This is a genomic window from Cellulosimicrobium sp. CpK407 (assembly GCF_051844275.1).
Lineage (GTDB): Bacteria > Actinomycetota > Actinomycetes > Actinomycetales > Cellulomonadaceae > Cellulosimicrobium > Cellulosimicrobium cellulans_G.
In genome coordinates this window covers 1-23,173 of sequence record NZ_JBGNYC010000002.1, presented here as the reverse complement: position 1 = coordinate 23,173, position 23,173 = coordinate 1, and the positions used below count along the sequence as shown (strand labels likewise).

23 protein-coding genes, 1 tRNA gene and 1 pseudogene are annotated in these 23,173 nt (G+C 75.3%); 4 read left to right on the top strand and 21 right to left on the bottom strand.

Features of this window, described 5'->3' with window-relative positions; translation table 11 throughout:
* Positions 1–21 precede the first annotated feature (21 nt).
* The 10 genes from ABWU78_RS01190 to ABWU78_RS01145 form a co-directional block, all read right to left on the bottom strand.
* Positions 22–570 carry a DUF3090 domain-containing protein gene (locus ABWU78_RS01190; protein WP_439157313.1) on the bottom strand — a complete coding sequence of 183 codons (549 nt, stop codon included), beginning with the start codon at positions 568–570 and terminating at the stop codon, positions 22–24.
* Between the two features lie 55 nt (positions 571–625).
* Positions 626–1,345: a histidine phosphatase family protein gene (locus tag ABWU78_RS01185; protein WP_439157312.1), complete on the bottom strand. Its 720-nt coding sequence runs from the start codon at positions 1,343–1,345 to the stop codon at positions 626–628.
* Positions 1,346–1,403: 58 nt separating this feature from the next.
* Positions 1,404–1,997, bottom strand: coding sequence for a hypothetical protein (locus ABWU78_RS01180; RefSeq protein WP_439157311.1), 594 nt, complete (start codon positions 1,995–1,997; stop codon positions 1,404–1,406).
* Positions 1,994–2,617: a TetR/AcrR family transcriptional regulator gene (locus ABWU78_RS01175; protein WP_439157310.1), complete on the bottom strand. Its 624-nt coding sequence runs from the start codon at positions 2,615–2,617 to the stop codon at positions 1,994–1,996. Before ABWU78_RS01175 ends, ABWU78_RS01180 begins: the two co-directional genes overlap by 4 nt.
* A gap of 110 nt (positions 2,618–2,727) precedes the next feature.
* Positions 2,728–3,357 (bottom strand): ATP-binding protein, encoded by a 630-nt coding sequence (locus tag ABWU78_RS01170; RefSeq protein ID WP_439157309.1) that lies wholly within the window; start codon positions 3,355–3,357, stop codon positions 2,728–2,730.
* An 85-nt stretch (positions 3,358–3,442) separates the two neighbouring features.
* Positions 3,443–3,516, bottom strand: a tRNA-Pro gene (locus ABWU78_RS01165).
* A 69-nt stretch (positions 3,517–3,585) separates the two neighbouring features.
* On the bottom strand, positions 3,586–4,944 hold the full coding sequence (locus tag ABWU78_RS01160) for an MFS transporter (RefSeq protein ID WP_439157308.1): 1,359 nt from the start codon (positions 4,942–4,944) through the stop codon (positions 3,586–3,588).
* A 14-nt stretch (positions 4,945–4,958) separates the two neighbouring features.
* Positions 4,959–5,603, bottom strand: a complete 645-nt coding sequence (locus tag ABWU78_RS01155; protein WP_290444584.1) for a GntR family transcriptional regulator — start codon at positions 5,601–5,603, stop codon at positions 4,959–4,961.
* Positions 5,604–5,746: 143 nt separating this feature from the next.
* A complete protein-coding gene (locus tag ABWU78_RS01150; protein ID WP_439157307.1) occupies positions 5,747–6,529 on the bottom strand; it encodes a DUF899 family protein in 783 nt (260 codons plus the stop codon).
* A gap of 224 nt (positions 6,530–6,753) precedes the next feature.
* Positions 6,754–7,590 (bottom strand): alpha/beta fold hydrolase, encoded by an 837-nt coding sequence (locus ABWU78_RS01145; protein WP_253049619.1) that lies wholly within the window; start codon positions 7,588–7,590, stop codon positions 6,754–6,756.
* A 191-nt stretch (positions 7,591–7,781) separates the two neighbouring features.
* Between ABWU78_RS01145 and ABWU78_RS01140 the strand changes: the two genes are divergently transcribed.
* The 4 genes from ABWU78_RS01140 (at position 7,782) to ABWU78_RS01125 (ending at position 13,885) form a co-directional block, all read left to right on the top strand.
* Positions 7,782–9,299, top strand: coding sequence for an MFS transporter (locus ABWU78_RS01140; protein ID WP_439157413.1), 1,518 nt, complete (start codon positions 7,782–7,784; stop codon positions 9,297–9,299).
* A gap of 198 nt (positions 9,300–9,497) precedes the next feature.
* The gene (locus ABWU78_RS01135; protein ID WP_439157306.1) at positions 9,498–10,244 is read left to right on the top strand and encodes a cohesin domain-containing protein; all 747 of its coding nucleotides are present in this window, start codon (positions 9,498–9,500) and stop codon (positions 10,242–10,244) included.
* 86 nt (positions 10,245–10,330) lie between these two features.
* Positions 10,331–12,181 carry an amidase family protein gene (locus tag ABWU78_RS01130; RefSeq protein WP_439157305.1) on the top strand — a complete coding sequence of 617 codons (1,851 nt, stop codon included), beginning with the start codon at positions 10,331–10,333 and terminating at the stop codon, positions 12,179–12,181.
* A 135-nt stretch (positions 12,182–12,316) separates the two neighbouring features.
* Positions 12,317–13,885, top strand: coding sequence for a GDSL-type esterase/lipase family protein (locus tag ABWU78_RS01125; protein WP_439157304.1), 1,569 nt, complete (start codon positions 12,317–12,319; stop codon positions 13,883–13,885).
* 74 nt (positions 13,886–13,959) lie between these two features.
* On the opposite strand, the gene ABWU78_RS01120 is transcribed toward ABWU78_RS01125, so the two are convergent.
* The 11 genes and pseudogenes from ABWU78_RS01120 to ABWU78_RS01070 all read right to left on the bottom strand — a co-directional run.
* Positions 13,960–14,508 carry a hypothetical protein gene (locus ABWU78_RS01120; protein ID WP_439157303.1) on the bottom strand — a complete coding sequence of 183 codons (549 nt, stop codon included), beginning with the start codon at positions 14,506–14,508 and terminating at the stop codon, positions 13,960–13,962.
* A 120-nt stretch (positions 14,509–14,628) separates the two neighbouring features.
* Positions 14,629–15,729, bottom strand: coding sequence for a hypothetical protein (locus tag ABWU78_RS01115; RefSeq protein ID WP_439157302.1), 1,101 nt, complete (start codon positions 15,727–15,729; stop codon positions 14,629–14,631).
* Positions 15,726–17,261, bottom strand: coding sequence for a ribosome biogenesis GTPase Der (gene der / locus ABWU78_RS01110; RefSeq protein WP_353709220.1), 1,536 nt, complete (start codon positions 17,259–17,261; stop codon positions 15,726–15,728). The genes ABWU78_RS01115 and der overlap by 4 nt, the downstream gene beginning before the upstream one ends.
* 83 nt (positions 17,262–17,344) lie before the next feature.
* A complete protein-coding gene (locus tag ABWU78_RS01105; RefSeq protein ID WP_439157301.1) occupies positions 17,345–17,716 on the bottom strand; it encodes an iron chaperone in 372 nt (123 codons plus the stop codon).
* Positions 17,717–17,792: 76 nt separating this feature from the next.
* Positions 17,793–18,701, bottom strand: a complete 909-nt coding sequence (locus ABWU78_RS01100) for an EamA family transporter (protein WP_439157300.1) — start codon at positions 18,699–18,701, stop codon at positions 17,793–17,795.
* A gap of 56 nt (positions 18,702–18,757) precedes the next feature.
* On the bottom strand, positions 18,758–19,462 hold the full coding sequence (locus ABWU78_RS01095; protein WP_439157299.1) for a lysophospholipid acyltransferase family protein: 705 nt from the start codon (positions 19,460–19,462) through the stop codon (positions 18,758–18,760).
* Positions 19,459–20,229 (bottom strand): (d)CMP kinase, encoded by a 771-nt coding sequence (gene cmk, locus ABWU78_RS01090; protein WP_439157298.1) that lies wholly within the window; start codon positions 20,227–20,229, stop codon positions 19,459–19,461. Before cmk ends, ABWU78_RS01095 begins: the two co-directional genes overlap by 4 nt.
* Entirely contained in the window at positions 20,226–20,588 is a 363-nt protein-coding gene (gene aroH / locus ABWU78_RS01085; RefSeq protein WP_087472142.1) for a chorismate mutase, read from the bottom strand. Before aroH ends, cmk begins: the two co-directional genes overlap by 4 nt.
* Before the next feature lie 75 nt (positions 20,589–20,663).
* Positions 20,664–21,698, bottom strand: coding sequence for a pseudouridine synthase (locus tag ABWU78_RS01080; RefSeq protein ID WP_439157297.1), 1,035 nt, complete (start codon positions 21,696–21,698; stop codon positions 20,664–20,666).
* Between the two features lie 164 nt (positions 21,699–21,862).
* Positions 21,863–22,471 (bottom strand): annotated as a pseudogene (gene scpB, locus ABWU78_RS01075) (SMC-Scp complex subunit ScpB); the annotation flags it as partial.
* The coding region (locus ABWU78_RS01070) for a segregation and condensation protein A (protein WP_439157296.1) at positions 22,468–23,173 on the bottom strand (706 nt) is incomplete at its 5' end. The pseudogene scpB and the gene ABWU78_RS01070, both read right to left, overlap by 4 nt.

Sequence of the window (23,173 nt, the reverse complement as noted above, 5' to 3'; positions counted from 1 at the left end):
CGACGCCGTCGTGCGGGGACGTCACGCCTCGTCGGGCAGCGCGCACTCGTGCCCGTCCGGGTCGACGGGCCGACCGCAGCGCGGGCACGCCGGTCGCCCGGCCTGCACGACGGCGCGCGTGCGCTGGGCGAAGGCGCGCGCCGTCCCGACGGGCATGCGGATGAGGAACGACTCGGCGGGCTCGGGCTCGTCCGCGTCGGGATCGAGCTCGTCGTCGTCGACGAGCGGGAACGCCTCGACGACGACCTGCGCCGTCCGGGGGTCCCAGCTCAGCCGCATCGACCCGGTGCGGAACTCCTCCTCGACGGGGAGGTCCAGCGGGTCGTCGTCGACGAGCTCGGCCGCCACGTCGACGGGGACGCTGTACCGGTTGTCGGGCGCCTCCATCAGCTCGTCGAGCAGGCGCTGGATGGTGTCCGCGAGGACCGCGGACTGCTCCTTCTCCAGGGCGACGCTCGTCGTGCGGGTGCCCGTCCGGGCCTGGAGGTAGAAGGTGCGGGAGCCGGGCATCCCGACGGTTCCCACGACGACGCGGTCGGGCCAGTCGTGCTCGTGGACGAGAGTGGGCATGACCCCACTCTACGAGCGCCCGCGCGCGACCCGCCGGGTGGCCGCGGGTCGGATGTCAGGACGGCTGCGGCTCGCTCGCGCCGTCGTGCTGTGCCGGGCCCGCGCCGCCCCCGACCGGCGCGTCGCCGACCGGCGCCGCCGTGGCGAGCCACGAGAGGTCGCCGGAGTCGGTGTTCACGGCCACCACCTCCGGGCGGTGCGGCCCGTACCGGACGATCGAGATCGACGCCGGCCCGACGACGATCCGCTGGAACAGGTCCAGGTGCGTCCCGAGCGCGTCGGCGAGCACGGACTTGATGACGTCCCCGTGCGACACCGCGGCCCACACCGCGTCCGCCCCGTGACGCGCGGCGACCTCGGCGTCGTGCCGGCGGACGGCCTCGACGCCTCGCGCCTGCATCGCCGCGAGCGACTCCCCGCCCGGGAACACGGCCGCCGACGGCTGCGTCTGCACGACGGACCACAGCGGCTCCGTGGCCAGGTCCTTCAGCGCGCGACCCTGCCACTGGCCGTAGTCGCACTCGGTGATGCCCTGCTCGGTGACGGACTCCGGCGTGGCCACCTGGCGGTCGAGCAGGGCCTGCGCCGTCTGCCGGCACCGCTCCAGCGGGCTCGTCACGACGCGCGCGAGCGGCACTCCCGCGACGCGCTCGGCCGTGCGGGCCGCCTGGTCGCGACCGACCGCGTCCAGCCGGACCCCGGCAGACCGCCCGGCGAGGATCCCCCCGGCGTTCGCGGTGGTGCGGCCATGACGGACGAGGAGGACGGTCGGCATGCCCTGAGCGTAGGCGGGACCGCCGACCCGTGCGGACGGCGCGGGCGGCGTCCCGGCCTCAGGCGGCGAGGGCGAGCACGACGACCGCCGCCCCGAGGACGGCGTCGAGCGCGCAGCAGAACGCCGCGAGGGACGCGGAGACGACGCGGCCCGCGCGCAGGTGGTGCACGTCCCATGCCGCATGGGCGAGGAGCCCCGCGCCGACGAGCAGCCCGGCCCACGGCTGACCGAGGAGGGCGACGGCGACCGCGACGCCCACGACGACGGCCATCGCCGCGGCCTGCAACGGCAGCCCCCACGCCGGGCGGGCCGCCCCGCGCGCGAGGCCGTAGACCGCCAGCACGACGACGACGCCGAGCATCGCCCAGAACGGGTCGAAGCCGGGGAGCGCGAAGCCGACACCGATGAGCACGAACGTGAGCCCGAACAACGGCCACGCGGCGTCGCGGCGACCGAGCGCGGCCGCGCCGAGGTAGACGAACGCGGCGGCGGTCAGGACGAGCGAGGACTGCGCGGTGTCGGAGAAACCGACCCATGCGGCCACGGCGAGCGCGCCGCCGAAGAGCGCACCCGTGACGACGGGCCACCACGCGGCGGGCCGGGCGAGAGCGCGCCCCGCGGTGCGCGCGGGGGTACGGTCCGCGGCGGTCATCGCGCCACCTCGTCCGGAACCGCGGGCACCGGCGTGCCGGGCGGGGTGAACGCGGCGAGGACCGTCGCGGTGATGGTCGTCGCCGCGTCGTCGGGCGCGAGCCGGCCCGCGTCGATCTCCTCCGCGGCGCCGTGCATCACCCGGTGCAGGGTGCCGACCAACCAGGACGCCGACAGGTCGGACCGGAACACCCCCTCTACACGACCCCGCGCGACGAGCCGCTCGACCCGGGACGCCGGCCGCGCGTGCAGCGCGAGCACCCGCTCAGGCCCGAGCGCCTCCGTCGCCGCGGTCAGGAGCGAGCCGACCTGCACGATCGTCAGCCAGCTCTGCCGGACGAGGCGCACCAGTGCGTCGCGCGGGTCGCCGGTCAGGTCGACGGCGTCGAGCGCCGCGTCACCCTCCTCGATCGCGCGCGCCACGACCGCGTCGACGAGCACCGCCCGGTTCGCGAAGTGGCCGTAGAGCGTGACCCTGCCGACTCCCGCGGACCGTGCGATCTCGGCGACGCTTGCGTCGGGGTCACGGCTCAGGCACACGGCCGCCGCGTCGAGGATCGCCTCGACGTTCCGGCGCGCGTCGGCGCGCCGGTTCTGCTGCTGAGTGGGTTCTCCGGGCATGTCGCCCTCCGTAGTCGAACACCGCTGTACGAGTTACAGGACCGACTCCACCCGAAGTTCGGGGCAGAGTCAAGGGTTCGGCAGCGGATTCCTGAGCGCGGCCGAGCGCGTCAGCCGATCACGCGGACCGACAGACCCTGCGACGCGAACGCCGTGACGCGCTCGCGCAGCCGCTCGACGTCGACGTGCGTCGCCAGTCCCAGCGCGGGGTCGACCGCGAAGCGCACCGTCGTCCCCGTCGTTCCGTCGTCGGCGACCGGGACCAGGTCCGTGACCGGGACGCCCCGCGCGTAGCGCTGGGTCCACGAACCGTTCAGCCGGCGGTTGGTGTGCGCCAGTTCAACACTCAGCGCGCTCACGACGGACATCCCGCGTCGCGCACGCCCGTCCGGAAGCACCGGCGGCTGCGTCGCGTCGAAGAACCGCAGGTCCCGCGTCGCCATCACCGGCTTCTTGACGAACCTGCCCGCGTCGTCCGACAGCGTCGCGGTGCCACGACCGTCGTCCGCGACGGTGGCACCCGAGGCGTGCAGGGTCACGACGGCGGAGCCCCCGCCACGGTCCTCGGCCTCCTCCGCGGCATACGCCAGCACCTCCAGCACCAGGTGCTCCACACCGCCCGGTGCCAGCTCGTGCGCGCGACGCCGCACGTCTCCGAGGTGCTCGTGGTCGACCGACGCCGACCAGTCGTGCGTCGTGCTCGTCCAACCCGTCACGGCCTTGCCCCTCGTTGACGCCACGGATGCGAATCTCTCACGACTGGAGGGGATGCGCGACGGTGCGCAAACACGGAGAGGGACCGGCCGAAGCCGATCCCTCTCGATGTCGGGCTGACAGGATTTGAACCTGCGACCCCCTGACCCCCAGTCAGGTGCGCTACCAAGCTGCGCCACAGCCCGTGGCTGGATCACTGGGCCGTCCAGCGCGACACTTACACATCGACCGGACCCCGTGAAGCCTCGGATACTCTACCCCATCCGCGACGCCGCCAGCGCACCGTTTGCCCCGGTCGGGGCTGTGCGGTCGGTCTCGTCGGCAGCACCCGGGGTGACGTCCCGCTCCCCCGTCGGCAGGTGGGCGCGCCACGCGCTGGCGACGATCGCCAGGCAGACGGCGGCGATGACCAGTCCGCCGAGGAACATCTGCGTGTACGTCCACCGCACGGACAGCGCCGCGAGCGCCACGGGCACGCAGAACCCGACGTAGGTGATCGAGTAGTAGACCGCCGTGAGGCCGGCGAGGTCGTCGGGTGTCGCGATGCGCTGGACCTCGCTGAGCCCGGCGACGAGCGCGAGCCCGTACCCGGCGCCGAGCACGGCGGCGGCGACGAGCGCCGTCGGGAGGTCGAGCCGGGCCGCGGCGTAGGCGCCGAAGCCCATGCCGACGACGACGATCGACATCGCGACGACGGACGACCGCGCGCTGTGGCGGGTGTCGATGAGGCGCCCGAGCACCTGGATCCCGACGCCGCAGCCGAGGCCGAGCACGGTCATGAGGCCGGAGAACGCGATGGGCGCGCTCCCCGCGCTCGCGGACACGAGCCCGGGCAGCACGGCGTAGGCGCTGCCCGCGCACCCGAACACCCAGGGCGCCACGGGCACGACGACGCGCAGGAACCGCCGGTGCGCGACGGCCGGTACGCGCAGGTCGTCCCGCAGCCGGCCCCGGGACGCACCGTCGGGCGCTGCCCGCGTCTCCGGCACGCCGAGCACCCACACGCCGGAGGCGACGGCGAGCACGGCGTGCAGCAGGTAGGCCGTGTGCGTGGGCCAGGGCGCCCACTGGGCGAGCACCGCCGCGACGCCGGCGCCGACGAGGAACCCCAGCGTGAGGGCGAGGCCGGCGCGCCGGGCTCCGGACCCGCCGTCGGGCACCCCGGACGCGACCGCCGCCGCGTCGGTGAGCTCCTTGACCCACGTGGTCCCGACCGCCATGACGAGCCCGAGCGCGACGCCGCACAGCACGCGGCCGGTGGCGAGCAGCGCCGCGGAGGACTCCCCCGCAGCGAGCACGAGCGACCCGACGAGCGCGATCGGCGCCGCGGGCAGCAGCAGGGGCCGGCGCCCGTACCGGTCGGACAGCGGTCCCCCGAGCAGGAGCGCCGGGATGATGCCCAGCACGTAGGCGGCGAGCAGCGCGTCGACCGTCACGGCCGAGAAGTGCCCCACCTCCCGGTACATGACGAGCAGCGGCGTGAACTCGTTGCCGCCCCAGGCGACGGCGAACATGACGGCGGCGACCGCCACCCAGGCCCGCGGCCCGACGACGGTCCCCACCCCGTGCCCGGACGGGGCGGTCTCGTTCTCGGCCCGCTCAGACCCAGGCACGGAGGTCGCTGCGCTCACAGACCGGCCCTCGCGTCCTCGAGGTGGCGCTGGATGCGGCGCTTGTAGGTGCGGGTGTCGCGCACCTCGAGCGCGTCGACGAGGGCGCGGTGCCCGGCGACGAAGGTCGCGGCGCGACGCGGGTCCCACCGGACGCTGTGCGCGACCATGCGCTGCTGGCGCTCGCGCAGGCTCACGGAGAACGTCGTGAGGAGCGCGTTGCCGCCCGCGGCGACGATCTCCTGGTGGAAGCGCGCGTCGAGCGTCGCGTACTCGGCGACGTCGCCGTCGGCGACCGCCGCCTCCTGCGCGGTGACGAGGTCGCGCAGCAGCGCGACGAGCGTGGCGAGCTCGGTGTCGGGGAGCCGGACGACGTTCTGCGCCGCGTGCGTCTCGACGAGCAGGCGCGCGTCGAGGACGTCGTCCGCCTCCCCGGGCGCGACCGGGACGACGAGCGCGCCCCGCTTCGGGTAGAGGCGCAGCAGCCCCTCCGTCTCCAGCCGCAGGAACGCCTCGCGCACGGGCGTCCGGCTCACGCCGAGCTGCTCGGCGATCTCGCCCTCGCTCGTCATGGACCCGCCGGGCAGGCTCCCGTCGAGGACGAGGGACTTCACGTGCCGATAGGCCTGCTCGGTAGCAGAACCGCTGGTCGTTCGAGGCATAGATACATGATGCATCTATCTGGTGCGCGACATCGACCGAAGTCGCACCGCACGCCCGTGGCGCTCGCCACACCCGCGCACCAACCTTCACGTGATGCTCCAGGACGAGGGATCCAGCGCCGCCGAGCACGCCCTTGCGCGCCTCAGTGGTGGTGCCCGCTCCGGCCGAGCGTGGCCTCCGGCGTCGCACTGGGACGGGTCCACTGGGGCACGGGGCGCGTGGTCGGGCCCCAGCCCGCGACGCCGTCGGCGTCCGCGCGCCAGTACCAGCACGCGCCCTCGCCCTCGGGCCAGCCGTCGGGGGTGTCCTCCCACGACTCCCTGCGCCCGTAGGGCGTCATGTCGAGGAGAGCGAAGTGCGGGCTGGTCGGCTCGTTGCCGCGACCCGTCGTGCGGTACGTGAGGAACACGCGGTCGCCGTCGCGCAGGAAGCAGCTCACGTAGCCCATCTCGCCGCCGACCGGCTCGTCCAGCCCGCGCACCGAGTACCACGGCTGCGTGTAGCCCATGAACTCGACGTACGGCTCGACCTCCTCCCAGCGGCCGACGGTGAGGATCGCGAACGAGACGCCGCGCGCGTTGAGGTAGACGGCGTCCCGCAGGGCCCACGCCGTCCACGTGCACCCCTCGCACTGTCCCTGGTGCGGGGTGCCATCGTGCCACATGTGCTGGTAGACCACGAGCTCGTCGCGTCCCTGGAACAGGTCGACGAACGGGACCGCCCCGTCCGGGCCGACGACCTCCACCGCGCCGTCGATCTCCACCATGGGGAGCCGCCGGCGTGCCGCCGCGATGGCGTCGCCCTCACGGGTGTGCGCCTTCTCCCGGACCAGGAGCTCGTCCCGGGCGGTCTGCCAGGTGGCGAGGTCGACGACGGGTGGTCGGCCGGGCAGGGAGACGGTGGGGCCGCTGGTCGTGGTCGTCATGGTGTCCTCCACGGATGTCGGTGCCGGTCGGCGCAGGCCGCCCGGCGAGGTCACCCGCAACGACCCGGCGGGCGACCGGAACTCATCGGCCCGTGCCGGCTCGCCCTTCCGGTCCGCGACTCCGCTCCCTCGGCCGACGACCACCGCCCGCGCGGCTCGTCCGCGCCGGGCGCGCGTGTGCGCCCAGGTGGTCGCCGCGTCCGCAGCCGCCCGAGACGCTCCCGTCAGACCACGGGGCCGGAGCCCTGGGCGATCTGGAGCACGCGGGAGACCCCCGGCTGGTCGGGGTCGTCGGTGATCTCACGGCCGTCGAGCCAGCTCTCGACGACGTGGGCGAGCTCGCCGGGGTGGCTGAAGTTCATGGCGTGGGCGGCGCCGTCGATCGCCACGATCGTCACGTGCGGGGGCGCGAGCGTGCCGACCTCGTGCACGCGCCGAGGCGGCGGCATGAGCGGGTCGCGCGTGCCGATCACCGCGAGGGTGGGGACCGGGACGCGGATCACGCGTTCGAGCGACGGGAACCGGACGAGCTCGGAGAACAGGTGCAGCGCGTTGACGGCACCGAAGCGCGCGTAGTCGGGCACGGCGATGCGCGCCATCCGCGGGCTCTCCCGGCCGGCGTCCCGGGCGAGCTGGGTGAGCGCGCGGGCGAACGGCTGGTTGTGCACGCCGCCGGCGGGCGAGGCGAGGACGATCCCCGCGACGCGCTCCGGTGCGGAGTGCGCGACCTCCAGGCTGATCGGGCCGCCCATGGAGTTGCCGACGAGGATCACCCGCTCGAGCTCGAGCGCGTCGAGCAGCGAGAGCAGCGCCCACGCGAGCGACGGGATCCCGAGGGTGTGACCCCAGCGCTCGCTGCGCCCGTAGCCGGGCAGGTCCGGCACGACGGCGGTCGCCCGGTGCGCGAGGCGCTCCGCGGTCGGGAGCAGGTACGTGCCCGAGACGGCGAACCCGTGCACGTGGACGATCGGGACGGCGCCCGGCACGTCCGGACCGATCCGCACGAACACGTCGTGCCCCTCCACCTCGACGTGGCGCGAGCGCCACCCGTCAGCAGCCATAGGCCGATGGTGGCAGAGCGGACGCCGCGGCGCCCGGGCAGCGGGAGCACCCGCGGCGGGTGAGGCGTGCGCCGGGCGCGGCCGGTGAGCATGGACGGCGGACGGGGGTCGACGTGGAGCAGAGCACCGAGAACACCGCCGGCCGGCCGACCGCGGCCGCCCGGCGTCTCGCGCTGCTCCTCGCCGCGGCGATGTTCGTCCTGGTCGTCGACACGTCGTTCATGAACGTGTCGATCTCGGCCGTGGTCCGCGACCTGGACACGACCGTGAGCGGGGTGCAGACGGCGATCGCGCTCGAGGCGCTCGTCTCCGCGTCGTTCATCCTCGTGGGCAGCAAGGTCGGCGACCTCGTCGGGCGCCGCCGCGCGTACGTCGTCGGGCTGCTCGCGTACGGGGCGGGCGCCGTCGCGATGACCATGGCCCAGAGCCTCGTGGCCGTCGTGGTCTTCTGGTCGGTCGTCGGCGGCCTGGGCGCCGCGCTGCTGCTCCCGGCCATGCAGTCGCTCGTGCACGGGAACTTCGACGGCGCCGCGCGCAAGTCCGCCTACGCGCTCGTGGGGGCCGCGGCGTCGATCGCGGCGGCCGTCGGGCCGCTGCTGGGCGGCGTCATCACGACGACCCTGTCGTGGCGCGTGGCCTTCGGTCTCGAGGCCGTGGTCATCGTGGTGGTGCTCCTGGGGGTGCGGCTGGTGCGCGACGTCCCGTACACCGGGGACCGCACGGTCGACGTCGTGGGGACCGTCCTGTCGGTCGTCGGGATGGGCGGCATCGTCCTCGGCGTCCTCGTCTGGCAGGAGGGCGGCGAGGCGGTCGGGGCGTTCGTGGTCGTCGGTGCCGCGGGCCTCGTGGGGCTGGCGGCCTGGCTCGTGCGGCGCGCGCGGGCGGGGCGGACGACGCTCGTCGACCCGGGCCTGTTCCGCTCCTCCGCGTTCCGCGTCGGCGTCTCCCAGCAGCTCTTGCAACAGGTCGCGCTCGGTGGCGCGATGATCGCGCTGCCGATCTTCCTCCAGATGGCGCTCGGCTACGACGCGCTCCTGGCGGGCCTCTCGCTCGCCCCGCTGTCGCTGACGATGTTCGCCGCCGCGCTCGTCGCGGGCAAGCGTCCCGGCCGACGCCGCCCGGCCACGCGCGTGCTGGCCGGGTTCGCGCTGCTCGTCCTCGGGATCGCGGCGGCCGTCCTCGTGGTGCCGCGCGCGACGTCGGGCTGGTGGCTGGCGCTGCCCCTCGTCGTCGCAGGCGCCGGGCTCGGGCTGCTCGTGTCGCAGCTCAACGCGTACACGCTCTCCCCCGTCCCCGAGGAGCGCGCGAGCGAGGCCGCGGGCGTCAGCTCGGCGGCGGGGTCGTTCGGGCTCTCGCTCGGTCTCGCCGTCGCCGGTGCGGTGATGCTCGCGTCGCTCGCCGCCGGGTTCACGGCACAGGCCGAGTCGAGCACCGTCCTGCCCCCGGACGACAAGCAGCAGGTCGCCGCGGTGCTCGAGGACGACGCCGAGATCATGAGCGACGCCCAGCTCGTCGAGCTGCTCGCCGACGAGCCGCCCGAGGTGCAGGACGAGATCCTGCGCATCAACGACGACGTCCGGGCCCGCGCGCTCCAGGTCGCGCTCCTCGTGCCGCTCGTCGCGGGACTGCTCGGCGTGGTCGCCGCGCTGCGCATGCGACGGATCCCCGATCCCGAGGTGCGCGAGGACGCGCCCCCGGCCCTCGGCTGACGCCCGACGACCTGCACCGCAGGTCGGGTTGCTGCGCACGGTCCGTGACCGGACCGAGACTCCCCTCGTCGCTCGCGCTAACCGCCGCGAAACTCCCGGGTAACAGCGACTTGTGAGCATCGGTCCCGGCAGGGGGCTCCACCACCACCGCGGTCGTGCGCGCAGTCCGGCGCGCGCCGAGGAAGGACCAGCTCCCCCATGACCCGCTCCCCTTCACGCCGACGGCTCGGCCGGCGCGCCGCGCTCGTCGGCGGCCTGGCGGTCGCCGCGACCGCTCTCACCGCCCCGGCTCACGCCGCGCCGTCGGTCTCCGACGTGACCCTCGACGCACCGTCGAGCGTCGAGGTCGGCGCCCCGATCACGGTGACCGTCGCTGCGGCCGGTGCCGTCGACCTCTACGCGTACGACCTGGCGGTCTCCTACGACCCGGACCTCGTCGAGCTCGTCGAGGACTCCGCGGTCACGCCCGACGGCGGGTTCTCCGACGTCGTCGACGACGCGGCCGGGACCGTCTCCGTCACGCACACGCGGCTCGGCACGTCCCCCGGACTCGCGGGCGACGTCACGCTCGCGACGCTCACGTTCACCGCCGTGGCCGACGGGGACGCCCGGTTCGCCGTCCCCAAGGCCACCCTCGTCGGCGCCGACGCCACGACGGCGTCGCTGACGGACGCCGCGGCCGCCTCGACGACCGTCACGACCGTCGTGACGACACCGCCCACGGACGACCCGACGGACGGCACGACCTCTCCGTCTCCGACCGGTGACGGCTCGGCGGCTCCCGGGGCCGACGGCGCGTCCGACTCGCCGTCGACCTCGGTCGGATCGGGCTCGCTCGCCTCGACGGGCGCGAGCGTCGCGTGGTTCGTGGGGGCAGCCCTGCTCGCCGTCGCGGCGGGCGTCGGGATCCTCTGGGCACGCCGTCGGGCGGTGGCCTCGCGATGACTCTCGAGACGACCCCCGACCTGACGAGCACCCGCCCGACCGCCGCGCCCGCGCCCCGGGTCCGTCACACCTCGAAGGAGCAGCCCGTGCCCACCATCCACCGACGCGCCGCGGCGGGCGGGCTCGCCGCGCTCACGGCGACAGGGCTCGTGCTCGCCGTCGCCGCGGCTCCCGTCGCGACCGCGGCTCCCGCCGCGACCCCGCTCCTCGCCCCGTACTGGACGGAGCTCGACCTCACGGGCGACGACCAGGTCACCTCGGACGACCTCGCCGTCGTCGCCGCGGCGCTCGGCGCGACGACCGACGACGCCGCGTGGGCCGACGCCGCAGCCGCCGACACGGACCGTGACGGCACGATCACCGTCGCGGACCTCGCCGCCGTGTCCCAGCGGATGATCTACGACGACGGGCCGTTCGAGCTCGTCGAGGCCTCGGTGCTCGACATGCAGGCCGCGATGAACGCGGGGGTCACGTCGTCCGTCGCGATCACCCAGGAGTACCTGGACCGCATCGCGGCCTACGACGCGACGCTCGTCGACACGGGCGCGGGCGGGCGGCCCCTGCACTCGATCATCACGACGAGCGACGTGGCGCTCGAGGCCGCCGCGCGCGCGGACGCGGCCCGCGCCGCGGACGGCATGACGAGCCTGCTGCTCGGCGTGCCCGTCGCGCTCAAGGACAACTACGACACGAAGGACATGCCGACGACGGGCGGCTGCGGCTGCTGGGACGGCAACCGGACCGCGACCGACGCGACGATGGTCGACGGGCTGCGCGCCGACGGGGCCGTCGTCCTGGCCAAGGCGAGCCTCGACGAGTTCGCGTTCGGCTTCGTGTCCGAGTTCTCCTCGTACCAGGACGCGGGGACGAGCACGCTCGTCGCGAGCCCGTACGTCACGAGCCGCACGGCCGGCGGGTCGAGCGGCGGCACGGGCGCGGCGATCGCCGCCAACCTCGCCGGGATCGGGTTCGGCACGGACACGGGCGGCTCGATCCGGGTGCCGTCGTCGTACAACCAGCTCGTGGGCGTGCGGCCGACGGTCGGGCTCGCGAGCCGCGACGGCATCATCCCGCTCGCACTGAGCCAGGACACGGGCGGCCCCATGGCGCGCAGCGTCCTCGACGCGGCCGTCGCGCTCGACGCGGTCGTGGGCGTCGACCCGGCGGACCCCGTGACCTCGCGCCAGGAGGGAGCGGTCCCCGCCTCGTACACGCAGTACCTGGACGCGGACGCGCTCGACGGCGCCCGCATCGGGTACGTCCCGTCCATGCTGGGGAGCAACGCCACGACCCTGCGCCTCTGGGCGCAGACGCGAGCCACGCTGGAGTCGCTCGGCGCCACCGTCGTCGAGGTGACGCCGCCCACGACCTGGTCGCCGGTCCTCCCGAACGGGTTCGCGAGCGTGCTCAGCGAGGGCTCGGGCTCGACGAACGAGTTCAAGCACGACCTGGAGGAGTACGTCGCGCACCACCTCTCGCCCGACGTCACGGCGCGGTCGCTGGCGGGCATCGTCGAGTCCGGGCGGTACGTCCCGTCGCGGCGCAGCACCTACGTGTCGCGCGACGCCGTCACCCCGGAGACGTACCAGGCGTGGGCCGGGCCCGCGGGCACGCACACGAAGGTCCTCGCCGAGGGCAAGCAGCTCGTCACCGCCATGCTCGACGACGCCGACCTCGACGCGCTCGTCTACCCCAGCGCGAACCCGTACGGGACCATCGGCACCAACCTGCGGCTCAGCCCCAACACGGGCCTTCCCGCCGTGACGGTGCCCATCGGACAGGCGACCGAGGCCGACGCGACCGTCACGGGCGGCGGCGTCAACCTCGAGCTCCTGGGCCGCGACTTCGAGGAGGGCCCGCTCCTCGGCCTGGCGTTCGCGCTCGAGCAGGCGACGCACGCGCGCACGTCGCCGGCGCTCTACGGTCCGCTCGGCTGAGCCCGGGTACTGCCCTCCTGCCCGACGGCGGCCGGTCCCCTCGCGGGTCCGGCCGCCGCCCTCGCGTCGGACCGGTCGAAGAGTGCTAGGTTCCTCCTGACACCGCTATCAACCTCAACGCCGAGGGACGCCCGGATGCCACTCGCTCACACCCCAGCTACCCGCACCGCGCGTCCTCTGCGGCGCAGGCTGCGCACGCTGCTCGCCGCCCTGACCACCGTCGGGCTCCTCCTGACCGGCCTCGGGACGGCGTCCGCCACCGACGTGCCCGCGCCCGACGACGCCGGCTGGTTCACGAGCTGGGCCCAGTCCCAGCAGCGCGTCTCCACCAAGAACTTCGCGAACCAGTCGATGCGGATGGTCACCCGCCTGAGCCAGGGCGGGGACGCCGTGCGGATCCGGCTGCAGAACCAGTTCGGGGTCGGGCCGGTCGTCATCGACCAGACGTCGCTCGCCCTGAGCGCCGGAGGACCGGCGATCGTCGCGGGCACCGACCGCGTGCTCACCTTCGGCGGGGCCGAGAGCGTCACGATCCCCGTGGGCGGGGAGGTCTGGAGCGACCCGACGAGCATCGCCACCGACGACCTCGACGAGGTCGCCGTGACCTTCTACCTCGCCCGGCCGACCGTGACGAGCCTGCACGACCGCGCGGGCCGCAACAACTACGGGGCGCCGATCGGGTCGGGGAACCGCAACGCCGAGGTCTCCGGCGCGTCGTTCACCGAGAACCTGCCGTGGACCTACTTCGTCAGCGCGGTCGACGTGTACGACGCGGACGTCGCGGGCACGATCGTCGCCTACGGGAGCTCCGTCGTCGACGGCGTGGGCAGCGAGAACTGCGGGCCGGGCTGCGACGCGTTCGGCCAGGACCGACGTTGGACCGACGACCTCGCGCGGCGCGTCGCGGCCGAGCTGCCGCCGTCGCGGCAGGTCGCGATCGTCAACGAGGGGATCAGCGGCACGACCTCCTCGCCCGCGTGCGGGGGCGGCGGGAACGACGGCGTCTCGCGCCTCGAGCGCGACGTGCTCGCCTTGCACGGGGTGACCGGCCTGATCTTCTACTACGGCACCAACGACCTGGCGAACGGCTGCACGGACGCGACGATCCTGGCCAGCTACGAGCAGATCTTCGAGCGGCTGCGCGCCGAGGGCATCAAGGTCTTCGTCACCCCCGTCACCCCGCGCCCCGGGTACACCGCGCTGCAGAACCAGTACCGCCGCGCCGTCAACGACGTCGTGCGGGCGGGCGGCGACTGCAGCGGCACGTGCGACGGCGTCCTCGACTTCGACGCGGTCCTGCGGGACCCGGCGAACCCCGACTCGATCTACCCGCCCTACGACACCGGCGACGGCGTCCACGCCAACGTCGCCGGGCAGCAGGCCATCGCCGACTCGGTCCCGCTCGACCTCCTCGTCGGCGACCGGCCGTCGGTCGCGACGGACGTGCGCCTGCGCTGCCTCGCCGGGACGCCGTACGTCGCGGTCCGCGTCGCCAACACGGACGACGTCGCGCTCGACGTCGACGTGGAGACCGCCTACGGGTCGAGGTCGTTCACCGGCGTCGCGCCCGGGTCGAGCGCGTACCAGTCGTTCGCCGTGCGGACCGCGCCGAGCGCCGGCGTCGTGACGGTCACGGCGCGCACGGCGGGAGGCGGCGGCGCCGAGCGGGTCGAGCGGGTCGAGCACGCCGCGCCGGCCTGCTGACGGGCGCGCGGGCTTCACGTCCGACGAGCGCCTGCGCCACCGGCGGCGGCGCCCGGCCGACGCTCCTCGTGACGTCAGGGGCGCGTGACGTCGAGGAGGGCGTCGATCGACCCGGCCTCCTCGACGAGCCCCGACCACCCGACGCGCGAGGCGGTCTCCGCCTCCGCGTCGGTGAGCAGCCGCAGCGTGCGGACGTGGCCGACCACGTTCCCCGCGGGGTCGACCACGTCGTCCAGCGCGGCTCCCCACCGCGAGCCCGTCGCCATGATCGCGGAGATCTGCGTCCCGGTCAGGAACGGGTCCCCGTTGCGCCACGGCGTCTCGAACGGCGGGGTGCGGCGGTTGACCGCGATGTCGTCGCACACGATCCGCAGGGCGACGAGCGCGGCGCCCTCCTGGCCCTCGGGCACCTCGACCGCCAGCTCGACGGGAGGCCCGGCGTCGACCGGCAGCCGGGAGACGCCCGCGGTGAGGAGCGTGAGCGGCCCGTCCGTCGGCTGCTTGGCCACGACCATGACGGAGCCGCCGATGCGTTCGTCGAGCAGTGCCGGCGGCACGCCGAACGCGTCGAAGACGTGGTTCGGGAAGGCGTCGTGGCTCGGAGCGAGCGGGAGGTCGGACATGGTCACCGATCCTAGGGCGGCGGGCCGCAGGCTCGCCGTCCGACGCCCCCCGAGATAGCGATGTACGGCGCTCGACCCGGGGCCCGAGCGGCCGGGCGTCGCTCTCTCGGCGGCACGCCGCTATCTCGCGGCAGCACGTCCGGCCCTCGGGGTGGTCCGGGACCGTGCCCGACGGCGCTCGTCGTCGCCGCCCAGGGCGGCGCCGAGAGCGGAGAGGACCAGCAGGTCGACGACCAGGCCCGCGACGCCGACCCACTGGAGCGCGCGGAACACGAGGAGCTGGGTGAGCAGCAGCGACACGAGCACGCCACGGCGCACCCAGACCGCGCCCGCGCGGTGGTCCTCCGGACTCCCGCCGCGGGCCACGACGACGCCCGCCACGACGCACGCGACCGTCCCCGCGACCCCGACGACGATCCCCGCGCCCACCCACGTCGGCACGTCGATCCCGCCGGTGAGCACGCGGACGCCGGCGAGCAGCGACCCGAGCGCGGTCCCCAGCACGAGGACCACGACCACGGCGGCCGCCCAGGGCCGCCCCAGGGCAGCCGCGAACCACGCGGACGCACGGCGGACGAGCGCGCGCACGGGGTCGGGCACGTCGACGTCGTCGCGCGGCACCGCCTCGACGAGCGCGGACACCTCCGCCGCGGCGGGCTCGCCCCGGCCCCGCGCCGCGAGCGCCCGCGCCTCCTCCCGCGCGTCGTCGGTGAACCCGCCCGCGACGCCCGCGACCGCGCGATCGGTCGCGACGGCCAGGTACTCCGCCGGATGATGGCGGCGCCGCCCGTGCAGCGCCTCGACCACGAGCACGAGGACCACGACGGTCGCATAGATCAGCGCCGCCGTCGGCTGGTAGAAGTAGTCGTTGTCCGCGGTGACGAACTTGCCGATCTCGTCGACGAACAGCCCGAACCCGACGCCGCCGACGACCGCACCGAGCGAGCGCAGCGCGGGCCCGACGAACGACAGCAGCACGACGACCGCGAGCGCCATCCCGAGCCCGCCCCAGAGCACGTGCGCGACGTGCAGGTCTCCCCCGCCGACCTGCGGGTACCCGGAGGCGGCGAGCAGGAACCGCGTGACGAGCACGGTCGCGACGGTCACGACGAGGAACGTCACGAGGTGGCGCGTCGCGGCGGTGTCGCGCGCGACGCCGAGGCGCAGCGCACGCCTCCGCCGGGTGACCCCGGCGGGGACGCGTGCCGCGCCGTCGCTCACCGCTTGCGCTTCTCCCGCACGCGGACGCTGATCTCGATGGGCGTGCCCTCGAACCCGAACGTCTCGCGCAGGCGGCGCTCGATGAAGCGCCGGTACCCGGCCTCGAGGAAGCCGGTCGCGAAGATGACGAAGCGCGGCGGGCGCGTGGAGGCCTGGGTCGCGAAGAGGATGCGGGGCTGCTTGCCGCCGCGCAGCGGGTGCGGGTGGGCGGCGACGAGCTCGCCGAGGAACGCGTTGAGGCGCCCGGTCGGGATGCGCGTGTCCCACGAGTCGAGCGAGCGCTGGATCGCGGGGACGAGCCGGTCGGTGTGCCAGCCGGTGCGCGCGGAGACGTTGACGCGCGGCGCCCACTGCACCTGGACCAGGTCCTTCTCGATCTCGCGCTCGAGGAAGGGACGACGGTCCTCGTCCATGAGGTCCCACTTGTTGTAGGCGATGACGAGGGCGCGCCCGGCGTCGACGACCTGGGAGATGACGCGCGTGTCCTGCTCGGTGAGCGGGACGGACGCGTCCACCAGCACGACGGCCAGCTCCGCCTTCTCGATCGCGGCCTGCGTGCGCAGCGACGCGTAGAAGTCGGCCCCCTTCGTCTGGTGCACGCGGCGGCGGATGCCCGCGGTGTCGACGAGGACGTACGGGACGTCCTTGATCGTCACGAGCTCGTCGACGGGGTCGCGGGTCGTCCCCGCGGTCTCGTCGACGACGACGCGGTCGGCGCCGGCGATCTTGTTGAGCAGCGACGACTTGCCGACGTTCGGCCGCCCGACGAGCGCGACGCGGCGCGGCCCGGTCGGACGCACCTCGCCGTGGGCGGACTCGGTCGGCAGCGCGGCCATCGCGGCGTCGAGCAGGTCCCCGGTCCCGCGCCCGTGGAGGGCGGACACGGGGTAGGGCTCGCCGAGGCCGAGGCTCCAGAGGTAGGCCGCGTCCGCCTCGCCCGACTGTCCGTCGACCTTGTTGGCGCACAGCACGACCGGCTTGCCGGACTCGCGCAGCAGGCGGACCACGCGCTCGTCGGTCGCGGTGGCGCCGACCGTGGCGTCCACGACGAACAGCACGGCGTCGGCGAGCGAGATCGCGACCTCCGCCTGCTCGGCGACCTTGGACTCGATGCCCGCGACGTCGACCTCCCACCCGCCGGTGTCGACGAGCGTGAAACGCCGCCCCGCCCACTCGGCGGGGTAGCTGACGCGGTCGCGCGTGACGCCGGGCTTGTCCTCGACGACGGCCTCGCGGCGCCCGATGATGCGGTTGACGAGCGTCGACTTGCCGACGTTCGGCCGGCCGACCACGGCGAGCACGGGCAGCGGCGCCTCGGGCTCGTAGCCCTCGATCACCTCGCCGTCCGCGTCCAGGAGGACGAGGTCGGTGTCCTCGAGCTCGTAGTCCTCGAGGCCGGCGCGCAGCGCGCGCTCGCGCGCCGCGTCGTCCGCCGAGTCCGCGAGGTCCGCGGGCGCCAGGGGCTCCTCGGCCTGCCCGGCGGCGTCGATCTGTCCGGGCGTGCCGGGCTGGGCGGGGTCGGGTGTGGTCATGGCATCCATTCTCCCAGGCCGCGGGCCGGGCTCCGAACCGCCCGCCCCGGCGCGGCGCGCGCGTCCTCTCCGAGCGGCCCGCGTCAGCCCGCGGAGCCGTCGCGGCGCGCGGCCAGGCGCTCGACGACGGCCCGCACGACGTCGTCGGGCACGGGCTCCGCGAGCGGGAACCGCAGCGTGCCCTTGCCGTCCTGGTAGCGCACGATGCGGCGCGCGAGCGCGTCGTCGACCTCCGGGACGGGGTACAGCGAGACGTGGTGCGCCCACCCCGCGAGGTAGACGACGTAGCGGTCGTCGAGCGTGAACGTCGGGATGCCGTAGCTGATGCGCTCCCCGAGGCCGGGCACGGTGTCGTGCACGACGGCGCGCAGGTGGGCGACGACGTCCCGCGCCGGCGGTGCCAGCGTCGCGAGGTACTCGTCCACGGTCGTGGGCTTGCCCGGAGCGTCGGTCATCGGCACTCCCCCTCCGTGTGCTGGCTCGCGTCCGCGGCCTCGCGGCGGCGCGCCGCACGACCGGCTACGCGCGAACCTACCGCGCGACGGGCGACCCCGCGAGGCGCACGAGCACCACGCCCGCGACGACGAGGACTCCGCCCGCCGCCTGCACGAGCGTCGGCACCTCGCCGAGGAGCAGCCACGCGATGACGACGGCGAACAGCACCTCGGACAGCCCGACGAACGACGCGAGGCGCTCCCCCATGCGCACGGTCGCGGCCACGCCGGAGACGTAGGCGAACGCCGTCGCCACGAGGACGACGACCGCGAGCGGCACGTACCAGGGGGTCGACGCGCCGAGGAGCGCGACGTCGACGAACGGCGCGGCGAAGGGCAGCACGCCGACGAGGCCGGCGGCGCCGAGTGCGAGCGCCCCGACGCCCAGCCCCGACGCGGCGAGCGCGACGGCCGGCAGCCGGGTGGGACGCGCGGAGAGGACGAAGTAGGCGCCGAGGCCCACGGCCGCGCCGAGGGCGAAGAGGACCCCGACGAGGTCGGGGCGCGCACCCGCGGGGTCGACGACGAGCACGAGCCCGGCGACCGCGACGACGCAGCCCGCGAGCGTGAGCCGCGGCGGGACGTGCCGCGTGCGCAGCCACGCGAGGCCCACGAGCAGCACGGGTGCGAGGTACTCGACGAGCAGCGCGATGCCGACCGGCATGCGCGCGACGGCCGCGAAGTAGCAGAGCTGCGTGCCGGCGACCGCGACGAGGCCGAACCCGAGGACGAGGCGCCACTCCTCGCGCAGCAGCCGGTGGCTGCCCCGCAGCGCGACCGCCGCGACCGGGGCGAGGACGAGCGCCGAGCACAGCGCCCGCGCGAAGACGGCCGCGCCCGGCGTCCACCCGGCCTCGAGCAGCGGCTTGACGAACGGGCCGCTCGCGCCGAACGCGAGCGCGGACGCGAGGCCGACGAGGATGCCCGTGCCCGGCCGATCACCCACGACGTGCGCCGTCGTAGGCCCCGCCGGCCCGTCGAGGCGCCCCTGCGGCGACGCGGTCACGGCGTCGCCCGCCGCTCCCGGTTCGGGTCGTCCGTGGGCAGCGCCACGCCGGTGCGGGCGACGGTGTCCGCGACGAGCTCCGCGAGGGCGGTGCGGATGCGCTCGTTCGCGTCCTCGAGCGCCTGCTTGCCGCTCACGCCGGGCGCCCGCTCGACGGCGAACGGCTCGCCGAACCGGACGACGAGGCGGCGACGCAGGCCCGGGATCCGGTTGACGCCCTCGCCCGTGCGGCGCGTGCCGAGCACGGCGACGGGGACGACGCGCGCGCCCCCGTTGAGCGCGAGCCACGCGACGCCCGCACGCGCGGACGTCGCGTCGCCGCGCCCACGGTTGCCCTCCGGGAACACGCCGACGGCCCCGCCCCCGCGCAGCACGCCCAGCCCGGTCGCCAGCGCGCGCCGGCCGCCGCTGCGGTCGACGGGGATCTGGCCCGCGGCCCGCAGGACCCACCCCACCGGACCGACGAACATCTCCTCCTTCACGAGCACGTGCAGCGGGCGCGGCGCGACCCCCAGCACGATCGGCCCGTCGACCACCCCCGTGTGGTTCGCCGCGAGCACGACCGGTCCCTCGGTCGGCACGTTCTCCGCTCCCAGGACCCGGGTCGACCAGACCACGCGGGCCAGGAAGCGTCCGACCCAGCGCGACCAGGCCGGCCCCGCGGGCGAGGGCACCCGCACGCCGGGCGAGCCCGCGCTCACGAGCCCTGGCGCGGGCCGACCACCCGCCCGGTGACCTGCTCGACGACGGCAAGCACGGCGTCGATCGTCTGCTCCAGGTCCAGCTCCGACGAGTCGACCGTCACGACCCCGTCGGCCGCGACCTGGAACTGCGAGACGGTCGCGTCGTCCCGGTCCCGACGCAGCACCTGGTCCTTGGTCGCCTCGACCGCGGCGGCGTCCGCCGTCCCGTGCACGTCGAGGGAGCGGCGCGCCAGGCGCGCCTCCTCGCTCGCGGTGAGCAGGACGCGCGCGTCCGCGTCGGGCGCGACGACCGTCGTGATGTCCCGGCCCTCGGCCACGACCCCGCGCCCCCCGGCGAACCCGGACGGCGTGCGCTCGGCCTCGATCACCGCGCGCTGCAGGCGCCGCAGCTCCGCGCGGACGTCGAGGTTGGTCGCCACCGCGCTCACGGCCGTCGAGATCTCCGTGGAGCGGATGGCCTCGCCCACGTCGGTCCCGTCGACGTGCACCGTCGGCCCGGCCGGGTCCAGCCCCATGACGAGCGGCATGACGCGCACCGCGTGCGCGACCGCCGCCTGGTCGGTGAGGTCCTCGCCCCGGTGCAGGCACCACCAGGTCGCGGCGCGGTACATCGCGCCGGTGTCGAGGTACGCGAGCCCGAGCCGGCGCGCGACGCCCTTGGACACGCTCGACTTGCCCGACCCGGAGGGACCGTCGACGGCGATCGTCAGCGCGGCGCCCCCGGTGCCCCCGATGCCCGAGGCGCCCGCCTCCCCCGCGCTCACTGGGCCAGGTCCTTGCGCAGCGACGTGGCGCCGTGCAGGTACACGTGCTGGACGGCGGACCGCTCGACGTCGAGGTCGGCGTGCGCCATGAGCCGCACGACGCGCGGCAGCGCGCCCGGCACGGCGATCTCCGTCGCGCACATGAGCGGCACGTCGCCGAGCCCCATCTCGCGCGCCGCGGCGGCCGGGAAGTCGGCGACGAGGTCGGGCGTGCAGGTGAAGAGGATGGAGATCAGCGCGTCGGTGTCGACGGCGTTCGCGTCGAGCACCTCCTGGACGAGCTCGCGCGTGCGCTCGAAGAGGTGCTCGCGCTCGTCCACGTCGAGCTGGGTCGCGCCCCGGATCGCCCGGACCGGCATGGGTGGTGCTCCTTCTCGCGGGACGGCCCGCCTCACGGCGGTCCGTCGGGTGGTCGTACGGGCGTGGTCCGGGCGCTAGAGCCCGACGCCCGCCATGAGGCTGCCGAGCTCGGTGCGGCCGAGGACGCGCGTCGTCCCCGGACGCAGGTTGCCGAGCGCGACGGGTCCGATGCGTGTGCGCACGAGGCGCGTCACGGGGAAGCCGACCTCCTCGAACATGCGCCGCACGACGCGGTTGCGCCCCGAGTGCAGCACGACCTCGATCATCGTCTGGTCCGCGACCTGGTCGACGACGCGGTACGCGTCCGCGCGCACGACGCCGTCCTCGAGCTCGATGCCGTGCAGGAACTTGTTGGCGACGTTGCCCGGCACCTTGCCGCGCACCGTGACGAGGTACGTCTTGGCGACCTCGTGCGACGGGTGGGCGAGGTGGTTCGCGAGCTCGCCGTCGTTCGTCAGCAGGAGCAGGCCCTCGCTGTCGGCGTCGAGCCGCCCGACGTGGAAGAGCCGCTCGGGACGGTCCGCGACGAGCTCCGCGATCGAGGGTCGGCCCTCCGGGTCGTGCATGGTCGACACGACGCCGCGCGGCTTGTTGAGGGCGAGCGTCACGCGCGACGAGTCGAGCTGGAGCCGCATCCCGTCCACGTGCACGACGGCGCGCGCCGGGTCGATCCGCACGCCCAGCTCGGTGACGCGGACGCCGTCGACCTCCACCCGCCCCTGGGAGATGAGCTCCTCGCACGCGCGGCGCGAGCCGAGCCCCGCCGAGGCGAGCACCTTCTGCAGGCGCACGCCGTCCTCGACGTGCACGTCCCGCTGCGGCGCCGCAGGCCGCTGCCCACGGCGCGGCCGCCCGGGCTGCTGCCGCCCGGGCTGCTGTCCCCCGCGCGACGGCGCCGCGCCGCGACCCGCGCCCTGGCCACCGCGGCGGGCGCTCGCGCCACGGCCCGTGGACGTGCCCGCCGACCCGGAGCCCGCCCCTCGCGGGGCACCGCCCGAGCGTCCGGCGTCGCCGCGTCGCGGGCCGCCCCGCCGCGCGTCGCCGTCCCCGTCGCGCGGAGCGCGCCCGCGCCCCCCGTCACCGGGCTGGCGCCCGTCCTTCGAGCTCATGCGTGTCCTTCGTCCGTCGTGTCCTGCGCGGCGTCGAGCGCCACGTCGTGCAGCGTCGGGGCCGACGCCGGTGCGTCGTCCCCGTCGTCAGCCGCGCCGTCGGAGAGGCCCGACGAGGACGCGACCGCGCCCGCCCGCGCGCTGCCACGCAGGTCGGCGAGCCCGTCCAGGCCCTCGAGGTCGTCCATGTCCGGCAGGTGCGGCGCGAGCGGGGGCAGCTCGTCGAGCGACGTGAAGCCCATGCGCTCGAGGAAGTAGCCCGTGGTGCCGAACAGGCCGGCGCCGGTGTGCGGGTCCTGGCCGACCTCGGCCACGAGCCCGCGCGCCACGAGAGTGCGCACCACGCCGTCCACGTTGACCCCTCGCACCGCCGACACCTGGCCGCGGCTGACCGGTTGACGGTACGCGATCACGGCCAGAGTCTCCAACGCCGCCTGCGTGAGCCGCGCCGTCTGGCCGCCCTGCACGAACCGGCCCACGACCTCCGCGTGCGCGGGCGCGGAGTACACGCGCCAGCCGCCGCCCGCCTCGCGCAGCTCGAACCCGCGCGGCCGGGCGCCGTCGTCGCCGCGGTACTCGGCGGCGAGGTCGTGCAGCGTGCTCAGCACCTCGTCGACGGGGACCGCGAGCGCCGCGGCGAGCTCGACGACCGGGATCGGCTCGTCCGCGACCATGAGCACGGCCTCCAGGGCGGCGGGCAGGCCACCCGGGAGGTCGTGCACGGCGGGCGCGAGGACCTCGTCGAGAGCGGGGGCGCCGTCGGGCTGCGTCACGCGGGGACCTCCTGGTCGGTGGGTGCGGGGGCGCCGACCGGCTCGGGGTCGTCCCCCTCGTCGAACTCGCTGCCCACGTCGACGAGGGCAGGCTCCGGAGCGTCGTCGCCCGACCACCGCACGGTGAGCTCGCCGAGCGGCGTAACCTGGTCGAACGCGACGAGCGCCTGGCGGAACAGCTCGAGCAGCGCGAGGAAGCGGGCCACCACGACGGCCGTCTCCCCCGCGTCCGCGACCAGGGCCCGGAACGTCGTCGTGCCGTGGCTGCGCACGCGGTCCACGACGATGCCCGCCTGCTCGCGCACGCTCACCGCGGGTGCGTGCAGGTGGTCGAGCGAGACGCCGGGCGGCGGCGCCTTGGGCGCGAGCGCGCGGGCCGCGAGCGCGGCGAGCTGCTCGGGCCCCATGGTCCACACGAGCTCGGGCAGGAGCGCGGCGAGGTGCGGCTCGAGCTGCACGACGCGCGGGAAGCGCCGACCCGCGCTCTCGAACCGCTCCGCGAGGACGCCCGAGACGTCCTTGTACGCGCGGTACTGCAGGAGCCGGGCGAACAGGAGGTCGCGCGCCTCGAGGAGGGCGAGGTCCTCGTCGTCCTCGACGCTGCCCGTGGGCAGCAGGCGCGCGGCCTTGAGGTCGAGCAGCGTCGCGGCGACGACGAGGAACTCGCTCGCGGTCCCGAGGTCCCACCCGGGGTGGTCCTCG

Bases quoted from the DNA above. Each gene is read 5' to 3' on its own strand.
- ABWU78_RS01190 (WP_439157313.1), bottom strand. From the start codon at position 570: ATGCCCACTCTCGTCCACGAGCACGACTGGCCCGACCGCGTCGTCGTG.
- ABWU78_RS01185 (WP_439157312.1), bottom strand. From the start codon at position 1,345: ATGCCGACCGTCCTCCTCGTCCGTCATGGCCGCACCACCGCGAACGCC.
- ABWU78_RS01180 (WP_439157311.1), bottom strand. From the start codon at position 1,997: ATGACCGCCGCGGACCGTACCCCCGCGCGCACCGCGGGGCGCGCTCTC.
- ABWU78_RS01175 (WP_439157310.1), bottom strand. From the start codon at position 2,617: ATGCCCGGAGAACCCACTCAGCAGCAGAACCGGCGCGCCGACGCGCGC.
- ABWU78_RS01155 (WP_290444584.1), bottom strand. From the start codon at position 5,603: ATGCCTCGAACGACCAGCGGTTCTGCTACCGAGCAGGCCTATCGGCAC.
- ABWU78_RS01150 (WP_439157307.1), bottom strand. From the start codon at position 6,529: ATGACGACCACGACCAGCGGCCCCACCGTCTCCCTGCCCGGCCGACCA.
- ABWU78_RS01145 (WP_253049619.1), bottom strand. From the start codon at position 7,590: ATGGCTGCTGACGGGTGGCGCTCGCGCCACGTCGAGGTGGAGGGGCAC.
- ABWU78_RS01140 (WP_439157413.1), top strand. From the start codon at position 7,782: ATGTTCGTCCTGGTCGTCGACACGTCGTTCATGAACGTGTCGATCTCG.
- ABWU78_RS01135 (WP_439157306.1), top strand. From the start codon at position 9,498: ATGACCCGCTCCCCTTCACGCCGACGGCTCGGCCGGCGCGCCGCGCTC.
- ABWU78_RS01125 (WP_439157304.1), top strand. From the start codon at position 12,317: ATGCCACTCGCTCACACCCCAGCTACCCGCACCGCGCGTCCTCTGCGG.
- ABWU78_RS01120 (WP_439157303.1), bottom strand. From the start codon at position 14,508: ATGTCCGACCTCCCGCTCGCTCCGAGCCACGACGCCTTCCCGAACCAC.
- der (WP_353709220.1), bottom strand. From the start codon at position 17,261: ATGACCACACCCGACCCCGCCCAGCCCGGCACGCCCGGACAGATCGAC.
- ABWU78_RS01105 (WP_439157301.1), bottom strand. From the start codon at position 17,716: ATGACCGACGCTCCGGGCAAGCCCACGACCGTGGACGAGTACCTCGCG.
- aroH (WP_087472142.1), bottom strand. From the start codon at position 20,588: ATGCCGGTCCGGGCGATCCGGGGCGCGACCCAGCTCGACGTGGACGAG.
- ABWU78_RS01080 (WP_439157297.1), bottom strand. From the start codon at position 21,698: ATGAGCTCGAAGGACGGGCGCCAGCCCGGTGACGGGGGGCGCGGGCGC.